This is a genomic window from Tepidiphilus succinatimandens, from assembly GCF_006503695.1.
Classification (GTDB): Bacteria; Pseudomonadota; Gammaproteobacteria; order Burkholderiales; family Rhodocyclaceae; genus Tepidiphilus; species Tepidiphilus succinatimandens.
This window is the reverse complement of record NZ_SBIK01000013.1, coordinates 89,239-97,375: the sequence shown is the minus strand read 5'-3', so window position 1 is coordinate 97,375 and position 8,137 is coordinate 89,239. Positions and strand designations below refer to the sequence as shown.

The 8,137-nt window shown below is 69.9% G+C and carries 9 protein-coding genes; 3 read left to right on the top strand and 6 right to left on the bottom strand.

The genetic code is table 11. The features are described from left to right. Positions 1 to 39: 39 nt before the first annotated feature. A complete protein-coding gene (gene dprA, locus EPD82_RS09060; RefSeq protein ID WP_141056465.1) occupies positions 40 to 1,128 on the bottom strand; it encodes a DNA-processing protein DprA in 1,089 nt (362 codons plus the stop codon). Further along, positions 1,109 to 2,152, bottom strand: coding sequence for a LysM peptidoglycan-binding domain-containing protein (locus EPD82_RS09055; RefSeq protein ID WP_206202263.1), 1,044 nt, complete (start codon positions 2,150 to 2,152; stop codon positions 1,109 to 1,111). Before EPD82_RS09055 ends, dprA begins: the two co-directional genes overlap by 20 nt. A 119-nt stretch (positions 2,153 to 2,271) precedes the next feature. Here EPD82_RS09055 and def point away from each other — a divergent pair, with 119 nt between their 5' ends. The 3 genes from def to htpX are packed head-to-tail and all read left to right on the top strand — an operon-like array spanning position 2,272 to position 4,600. Beyond that, entirely contained in the window at positions 2,272 to 2,775 is a 504-nt protein-coding gene (gene def / locus EPD82_RS09050; protein ID WP_055423011.1) for a peptide deformylase, read from the top strand. After that, positions 2,775 to 3,737, top strand: coding sequence for a methionyl-tRNA formyltransferase (gene fmt / locus EPD82_RS09045; RefSeq protein WP_141056464.1), 963 nt, complete (start codon positions 2,775 to 2,777; stop codon positions 3,735 to 3,737). The genes def and fmt overlap by 1 nt, the downstream gene beginning before the upstream one ends. 2 nt (positions 3,738 to 3,739) lie before the next feature. Beyond that, a complete protein-coding gene (htpX, locus tag EPD82_RS09040; RefSeq protein WP_141056463.1) occupies positions 3,740 to 4,600 on the top strand; it encodes a zinc metalloprotease HtpX in 861 nt (286 codons plus the stop codon). Here htpX and EPD82_RS09035 read toward each other — a convergent pair. Genes EPD82_RS09035 through EPD82_RS09020 form a run of 4 tightly spaced genes read right to left on the bottom strand, consistent with a single transcriptional unit; the run spans position 4,597 to position 8,010 of the window. Continuing rightward, positions 4,597 to 5,373, bottom strand: a complete 777-nt coding sequence (locus EPD82_RS09035; protein WP_055423014.1) for an ABC transporter ATP-binding protein — start codon at positions 5,371 to 5,373, stop codon at positions 4,597 to 4,599. The genes htpX and EPD82_RS09035 overlap by 4 nt on opposite strands. Further along, entirely contained in the window at positions 5,370 to 6,353 is a 984-nt protein-coding gene (locus EPD82_RS09030; RefSeq protein ID WP_141056462.1) for a FecCD family ABC transporter permease, read from the bottom strand. The genes EPD82_RS09035 and EPD82_RS09030 overlap by 4 nt, the downstream gene beginning before the upstream one ends. Next, complete coding sequence (locus EPD82_RS09025) at positions 6,350 to 7,156, bottom strand: ABC transporter substrate-binding protein (protein ID WP_055423016.1); 807 nt, start codon at positions 7,154 to 7,156, stop codon at positions 6,350 to 6,352. The genes EPD82_RS09030 and EPD82_RS09025 overlap by 4 nt, the downstream gene beginning before the upstream one ends. Further along, complete coding sequence (locus tag EPD82_RS09020) at positions 7,153 to 8,010, bottom strand: fumarylacetoacetate hydrolase family protein (RefSeq protein ID WP_141056461.1); 858 nt, start codon at positions 8,008 to 8,010, stop codon at positions 7,153 to 7,155. The genes EPD82_RS09025 and EPD82_RS09020 overlap by 4 nt, the downstream gene beginning before the upstream one ends. Positions 8,011 to 8,137 lie beyond the last annotated feature (127 nt).

Sequence of the window (8,137 nt, the reverse complement as noted above, 5' to 3'; positions counted from 1 at the left end):
GCGCCTGCCGGGGAGGGAAGGCGCTCCGGGCTACGCCCTTCACGCCTTCCCTCCCCGGCCCGGAAAAGCGGACAGTTTATGTGCTACGAAACCGGACAGTTCTATTTGTTGACAACAGCCCGTGCGATGCATCAGGGTGTCGAAATCGACCGGATCGTGCCCCAGGGCGGCAAGGAGCGGGTCGCTTTCGTCGGAAGGCGCGGGCGCGGGTTCTGGCGGAACGAGGGCGCCGGGCGAGGCCAGATCGGGCCATTCTTCGAGGAGGTCGTCGACGCGCTCGACGAGTTTGGCGCCTTCGCGGATGAGGCGGTGGCAGCCGCGCGCGAGCGGATTGTGGATCGAACCGGGAATGGCGAAGACGTCGCGGCCGAGCTCGGCGGCAAGGCGCGCCGTGATGAGCGAGCCGCTGTCGGGCGCTGCTTCTACCACCAGGGTGCCGCGGGCGAGCGCGGCGATGAGGCGGTTGCGCCGCGGGAAATGGTAGGGCTGGGCCGGGGTGCCCAGCGGGAATTCGCTCACGATCGCGCCGTGCTCGGCGATGCGGTGCGCCAGCGCACGGTGCTTGGCCGGATAGACGCGGTCGGCGCCGGTGCCGATGACGGCCACCGTCCTTCCGCCCTCAGCAGCGAGCGCGCCTTCGTGGGCGGCGGCGTCTACGCCAAGCGCGAGGCCGCTCACCACGACGAGGCCACGCTCGGCGAGCGCCCGGGCAAAGGCGCGGGCGTTCTCCAGCCCGCCGGGCGTGGCGTGGCGCGCGCCGACGATCGCCACCGCGGGCCGGCCGAGCGTGCCGGGATCGCCCACGACGTAGAGCACGAGCGGGGCGTCGGCGAGTGCGAGCAGATTCCCGGGATAGGCGGCGTCGGCGAGGGTGAGGAGGTGATGACGAGCGCCGCCCAGCCAGGCGAGCGCCGTTTCGACCGCCTCGGCAGGAGGAGGCGAGGCGAGCGCCTGGGCGACTTCGGCGCCGAACTCGGCGCGCACGGTGGGGAGCGGCTGGGCGAGCACCGCTTCCGGCGAGCCAAAGCGCGCCAGGAGCTTGCGCTGGACCGAAGGCGGGAGCCGGCGCAACGTGAAGTCGAGCCAGCTCCTCGCTTCTTCCCGGTCTTCAGGGCGTGCGAGCGGCATCCCCGACACGGACCGGTTTCTCGGTCTCCATCACGAGAGCGTAGGACATGCGCTCGAAGACGCGGAAGACGAAGGCCACGCCGTAGCGCTCTTCGGGCAGGAAGACCTTGGTGTCGCGCTCTTCGTCGGTGACGGGGGGACGGATGCGCCACAGGGCGAGCACGTGGCCAGGCTCCAAGCCCTGCTGCTCGCCCTGGTCGAGCAGGACGACGTCGAGCCGACCGGCTTCGAGCGAGCTGCGATACAGGCGAACGATGCGCGCGTCGACCCCTTCGTCCGGCGCGTGGGGCACGAAATTGACCAGCATCTCTTTCTGCGAGGCGACGAGGGCGTCGCCGGCACGGACCTCTTCGTTCGTCTGCTTCAGGCGCAGCACGGTGCCGAGGCGAGGGTCGTCGTTGGGCTCGACGACGGCGGTACCGAGATCGCGCGCCTCGTAGCCGATGAGCGTCTTGCCATCGCGGGCATAGAGCGGCTCGGTGGGGCGGAAGAGCTGCACGAGCCGGGCATCCTCGGGCACGCCCACGGCAAAGGCCGCATCGCCTGCCCCGGCAATCCAGCGGCCTTCTTCCAGGCCGATGATGCGGCCGGAATTCTCCAGCGTTTTCTGGTCGATCACCAGGGGGCGCACGAGGAAAGGCTCGATGGCCGCGAGCGGGATGGAAGGAATGGCATCTTGAATGGGCTCATGGCGAACCTGGGGCGAGAGCTTCTCGTCGACCGGCCCCACGCGCTTGGCGGCACGCAGCACCCCGGCGGCGCGGTCGAACACCAGGATCTGGCCAGGATAGATGAGGTGCGGGTTGCGGATCTGGGCCCGGTTCATCTGCCACAGGTCGGGCCAGCGCCAAGGGTCACGCAGGAATTGCTTGGCGATGCCCCAGAGCGTATCCCCCTTGCGCACGGTGTAGGTATCGGGTGCATCGGGCGCGATGGCCTGGGGTTCCACGCCGGCGTGCGCGAGCGAAAGCGCACCGAACCAGACCAGGGCGATCGTGCCTATAATGCGAATCATCCGCTTCATGGCGAGGAACCTCACAGGGATGTCGGAACCGGGAGTGGGCGATCCTGTCTCACTGCCGGGGCAGAAGATATTGGCATTCTACGCGACGCATCGACGATTGGCAACGAGAGACGAAAAATATGGCACTACTTCCCATCCTGCATTATCCCGATCCGAGGCTGAAGAAGCGCGCCGAGCCGGTGACGGAGGTCGACGAGTCGATCCGCCGGCTTGCCGCCGACATGGCCGAGACGATGTACGCCGCTCCGGGAATCGGGCTCGCCGCCACGCAGGTCGACGTGCACAAGCGTGTGATCGTCATCGACGTGACCGAGGACCGCTCCGGACTGACGGTGCTCATCAACCCCGAGATCCTGGAGAAGGACGGCGAGTGCGTGAGCGAGGAAGGCTGCCTGTCGGTGCCGGGCATCTATGACAAAGTCACGCGCGCCGAGCGCGTCAAAGTGCGGGCACTGAACCTGGAAGGCGAGACGGTCGAGTTCGAGGCCGAAGGGCTGCTCGCCGTGTGCATCCAGCACGAGATCGACCACCTCGACGGCAAGGTGTTCGTCGAGTATCTCTCGCCGCTCAAGCAGTCGCGCATCAAGGCGAAGCTCGTCAAGCGCGCCCGGATGACGGCCTGATGGTCGCGGAGGAAGTGCGCCGGGTCGCTTTCGCCGGCACGCCCGAATTCGCCGCGGTCGCGCTGCGCGCGCTGCTCGCGGCCGGCTGGGAGGTGCCTTTCGTGCTGACGCAACCCGACCGGCCGGCCGGTCGCGGCATGAAGCTCACCCCGAGCCCGGTGAAGCAGGTGGCGCAGGCGGCCGGCATTGCAGTGCTGCAGCCGGCGCGGCTCAAGAGCGAGGAGGATCGCCGGGAACTGCTCGCGCTGCCCGCGCCCGACGTACTGGTGGTGGCGGCCTACGGCCTGATCCTTCCGTCCGAGGTGTTGCATTGGCCGCGCTGGGGCTGCCTCAACATCCACGCGTCGCTCCTGCCGCGCTGGCGCGGAGCGGCCCCCATCGTCCGGGCGATCGAGGCGGGCGATGCCGAGACGGGGGTCACGCTCATGCAGATGGACGAAGGGCTGGATACCGGGCCCATGGTGGCGAGCGTGGCAACGCCCATTGCTCCCGACGACACGGCGGGCTCGCTGCACGACCGGCTCGCGGCGCTGGGTGCCGAGCTGCTCGTGCAGGTGCTGCCCGAGCTGCCGCGCCACCTCGCCCAGGCTCGCGCGCAGCCGGCAGAAGGCGTCACCTACGCCGCCAAGATCACGCCGCAGGAGCGTTGGATCGACTGGTCGCAGCCGGCCGAGCGGATTGAGCGGCGGCTGCGCGCCTTCGATCCCCATCCGGGGGCGCAGGCGCTGCTGCGCGGCGTGCCGCTCAAACTCTGGCGCGGCCAAGTGCTCGAAGGAAACGGCACCGAGCCGCCGGGGACGGTGACCGCCGTCGGCACTGAAGGAATCACGGTGCAGACCGGCCAGGGGCGGCTGCTGCTCACCGAACTGCAGCGCCCCGGCGGCAAGCGCCTGCCCGCGGCGGAATTCCTGCGCGGTTTTCCGGTCTCTATCGGCGAGCGGTTCACTGTGGAGGGAGGCTGACGATGTACGGCAACTGGCTGAAGACGACGCTCTTGATGGCGGCGATCATGGCGCTTTTCGGCGCCGTGGGCATGGTGCTGGGCGGCAAGACGGGGATGTTGGTGGCGCTGGGATTCGGCGCACTCACCAACTTCTGGGCCTACTGGTTCTCCGACAAGATGGTGCTGGCGATGTACCACGCGCAGGAGGTCGACGAGACCACCTCGCCCTACCTCTACGGCATTGTCCGGGACCTTGCCCGGCGCGCGGGACTGCCCATGCCAAAGGTCTATATCATCCACGAGGCGCAGCCCAACGCCTTCGCCACCGGGCGCAGTCCCGAACACGCGGCCGTGGCGGCGACCACCGGGATCATCGAGCTGCTCAGCGAGCGCGAGTTGCGTGCGGTGATGGCCCACGAGCTCGCGCACGTGAAGCATCGCGACATCCTCATCTCGACCATGACGGCGACGGTAGCCGGCGCCATCTCCATGCTCGCCAACTTCGGCATGCTCTTTGGCGGACGCGACGAGGAGGGGCGGCCGGTCAACCCGGTGCTCGCCATCCTGGTGATGATCCTCGCGCCGATCGCGGCGGTGATCATCCAGCTGGCGATCTCGCGAACGCGCGAATTCGGCGCCGACGCGGGCGGAGCCGAGATCTGCGGCGACCCGGAAGCGCTGGCTTCGGCCCTGGCCAAGATCGAAGCGTACGCCCAGCAGATTCCCATGCCAACGGCCGAGGCACACCCGGAGACGGCGCAGATGATGATCATGAACCCGCTCTCGGGCGGCTGGCTGCAAGGGCTTTTCTCGACGCACCCGCGCACCGAAGAGCGCATCGCCCGGCTGCGGGAGATGGCGGCGCAGATGCGTCGCCGCTAGGGGCGATCGGCTGGTGCCCAAGGCAGCAGCAGCGTCTCCCCCTCCACTTCTAGGCGCCGTGCCCGCAGGCCATAGACCGCGCGCAGCCGCGCCTCGTCGAGCACCTCCAGAGGGGCGCCGGCCGCGAGGCAGCGCCCTTCGTGCAGCAGCAGAACTTCGTCGCAGAAGCGCGCCGCGAGGGTGAGCTCGTGCAGCGCCACCACCACCAGCCGTCCGCCCTCGTGTGCCTCGCGCCGCAGCAGCGCCAGCGTCTCCAGCGCGTGGCGCGGGTCGAGGGCGGCGAGCGGCTCGTCGGCAAGCAGCATCGTCGCCTCCTGAGCGAACGCCCGGGCGAGCGCCACACGCTGCTGCTGCCCGCCCGAGAGTTCGGTAACGGGGCGCTCGGCCAGATCGGCGGCGTCGACTTTCTCGAGCGCCGCGAGGCAGCGTTCGCGCTCGGCGCCGGTACGAATCCGGCCCGCCGGCAAACCCAGGGCGACGCAGTCGAGAACGCGCAGCGGCAGATGAAGGGAAAAGCGCTGCGGGCAATAGGCGATCACCGACGGCCAGCGTGGGCGCGGCACGCGCACGAGCGGCTCGCCCCACCAGCGCACTTCCCCTTGCTGCGGCCTGAGTACGCCGGCAGCCACCCGCAGCCACATCGATTTCCCCGCCCCGTTGGGCCCTACCAGACCGACGAGACGGCCGGATTCGCCCCGCCAGTCGATGCCGCGGAGCACGGCCCGTCCTCCCAGCCGCAGGCCGACGCCGGAGAACTCCAGGGCTAGGCTCATGGCGCACGCACCGCGAGTACCCGCCACAGGAAGAAGGGCGCCCCGATGAGGGCCGTGAGCACGCCGAGCTTGAGCTCCGCGCCGTGGGGATCGATCAGGCGCACCGCCAGATCGGCGGCGAGCAGCAGCACCGCCCCCGCGCCCATTGAAGCCCACAGCGTGCGCGCCGGATCGTGGCGCACGAGGGGCCGCACGAGGTGTGGTGCCACCAGGCCGACGAAACCGATGGAACCGGCGATGGCCGTGGCCGCCCCCACCGCCAGCGCCGCGCCCACGAGCACGGCCAGACGCAGCCGCGGCAGCGACACCCCGAGGCTCGCGGCGGCCTCCTCGTCGAGCACCAGGCGGCGCAGCGCCGTGCCTTGGCGCAGCAGCAGCGCCATCCCCAGCGCGATCGGCGGCAGCACCAGCGCGACGTCCTGCAGGCTGCGATCGGTCACCGAGCCCAGCAGCCAGTGCACGATCTCCATCGTCGCGTGCGGATTGGGCGAGGCATTGAGGATGAGTGAGACGAGCGCCGTGCTCAAGCTGGAGGCAGCCACGCCGGCGAGGATGAGGCCCACGGTGGAAGCGCCGCGCAGGGCGAGCAGAAGCACGAACGCGGTAACGAGCGCCGCCCCGGCGAATCCCGCCAGTGGCAGCGCCAGCGACCAGGCACCGGCCCACCCCCAGTAGAGCGCCATCACCGCCCCGAGCGAAGCCCCGCCGGTGGCGCCGACGAGCGCCGGCTCGGCGAGTGGGTTGCGCAGCAGGCTCTGCAGGGCCGCACCGGCCACGCCCAGCGCCGCCCCTACGGCGAGCGCGAGCAGGGTGCGCGGCAGCCGGATCTCCACCAAGACCAGGCGCAGGAGAGGGTCGCCCGCCCAGACGCCGCGCCACCAGGCAAGCGGCGAGAGCTCGAGATAGCCCAGCGTGAGCGAGGCGAGCACGAGCAAGCCCACCAGCAAGAGCAGCGCCGGGGCGAGTAACACTTCCCTCATCGCAGCCGCTCCAGCGCCTCGAACGACCAAGGGCCGGCGCAGGTGATCGCCCAGCTCGGCAGCCAGTGCGGTTCGCCGGCCTGGCGCCGCAGCGCCGGATGCGCGAGCAGGCGCTCGCCCAGGGTCGGGGTGTCGTTTTGATAGACGGTGCGCCACCAGCGCGTCGGGCGGGCGGCCAATGCCCGCTCGAGCGGCAGATCGCCATGGCCGATGAGTCCGGCACGCTCGGCGGCGTTGATGCCCCCGCTGCGCTCGATGAGCTCACCCACCCATGTGCCGCGCCCGGCGCTGTAGCCGCCCTGGAGATAATAGAGGATGACCGGTGTCTCGCCCTCCACGCCCAAGGGACGCGCGAGCGCATCCAGCCGTGTTTCCAGGGCTGCGGCGCGCTCCGGCTCGTGCACCAACCGGCCGAGGGTACGAATCGCATCCCGCAGCGCATCCAGCGATTCGACGTACGGCAGCGTATAGACGGGAAGCCCCAGTCGTTCGAGGAGCGTTCGCGTGGCCGCGGCCGAGAACGGCCCGAAGACGACCAGATCCGGCCGAAGCGCAAGGATCTCTTCGGCCGAACCGCGGATCGCCGGTTTGTCGGCCCCCAGCGTCGGGTCCGGGGCGAGATCGGCGCGGCGCGACAGCGTCGTGATGGCGATGACGCGCTCGGGAGCGAGCCGCAGCAGCAGCTGGTCGGCGCACAGATTCACCGAGACGACACGCCGCGGCCCTTCCTGCGCCTGGGCCACGCAGGCAAAGAAGGCCACTATCACGAACAACTGGCGATGCCATACACGCGGGGTCTTCATCTCTCCGCGCGATCGACCACCACGCAATGGCGCTGCCGCCCCAGACCTTCCACTTCCAGCGTCACTTCGTCGCCGGGGCGCAGGAAACGCGGCGGTTTCTGACCCAGGCCAACCCCGGCGGGCGTGCCGGTGGCGATGACGTCGCCCGGCAGCAGCGTCATGAACTCGGACAGGTGACTCACGAGGGTGGCCACGTCGAAGATCATCTCGGCGGTGTTGCCGTCCTGCATGCGCTCGCCGTTCACCTCGAGGCGGATGGCGAGCGCCTGCGGGTTGGGCACTTCGTCGGCGGTGACGAGCCAGGGGCCCAGCGGACCGAAGGACTCGTAACTCTTGCCCTTGATCCACAGCCCGCCGCGGTTCATCTGGAAGTCGCGCTCCGAGCCGTCGAGCACGGTGCAATAGCCGGCGATGCAGGCGCGCGCCTCGGCCGGCGAGACGCGCTTGGCCCGCCGACCGATGACCACGCCCAGCTCCGCCTCCCAGTCGAGTTTCTGCGCTCCGGGCGGGCAAAGGAATGGATCGTCCGGGCCGCAGATGCAGCTCGTGGCTTTCATGAAGACGACCGGTTCGCTCGGGATGGGCAGGTTCGCCTCCTGCGCGTGGTCGCGGAAATTGAGCCCAATGGCGTAGAAATTGCCCACGCCGGCCAGCGGCGACCCCAGGCGCACGTCGGGTGAGACCGGCGGCAGCGAGAAGGGGGCGAGCGCGCGCAGGGCGGCGAGCACCGCCGCGTCGGCGAGGAGCGCCCCGTCGATGTCGCGCACATGGGCCGAGAGGTCGCGCAGGCCGCCGAGGGGGTCGATCAGGCCGGGGCGTTCCTGACCAGGGAGGCCGAAACGGATGAATTTCATGGTGTCTTTCCTGAGAACGAGGGGTTTGGCAGCGCGGCGCCCAACAAATCGTATCATGCAGCCGCGGCCGGTGCGCAGCGCGTACAATCACGCCCCGTAGGTTCGATCCCGTTGCCAGAGCCGCCTG

Bases quoted from the DNA above. Each gene is read 5' to 3' on its own strand.
- dprA (WP_141056465.1), bottom strand. From the start codon at position 1,128: ATGCCGCTCGCACGCCCTGAAGACCGGGAAGAAGCGAGGAGCTGGCTC.
- EPD82_RS09030 (WP_141056462.1), bottom strand. From the start codon at position 6,353: ATGAGGGAAGTGTTACTCGCCCCGGCGCTGCTCTTGCTGGTGGGCTTG.
- EPD82_RS09055 (WP_206202263.1), bottom strand. From the start codon at position 2,152: ATGAAGCGGATGATTCGCATTATAGGCACGATCGCCCTGGTCTGGTTC.
- EPD82_RS09035 (WP_055423014.1), bottom strand. From the start codon at position 5,373: ATGAGCCTAGCCCTGGAGTTCTCCGGCGTCGGCCTGCGGCTGGGAGGA.
- EPD82_RS09025 (WP_055423016.1), bottom strand. From the start codon at position 7,156: ATGAAGACCCCGCGTGTATGGCATCGCCAGTTGTTCGTGATAGTGGCC.
- htpX (WP_141056463.1), top strand. From the start codon at position 3,740: ATGTACGGCAACTGGCTGAAGACGACGCTCTTGATGGCGGCGATCATG.
- def (WP_055423011.1), top strand. From the start codon at position 2,272: ATGGCACTACTTCCCATCCTGCATTATCCCGATCCGAGGCTGAAGAAG.
- fmt (WP_141056464.1), top strand. From the start codon at position 2,775: ATGGTCGCGGAGGAAGTGCGCCGGGTCGCTTTCGCCGGCACGCCCGAA.
- EPD82_RS09020 (WP_141056461.1), bottom strand. From the start codon at position 8,010: ATGAAATTCATCCGTTTCGGCCTCCCTGGTCAGGAACGCCCCGGCCTG.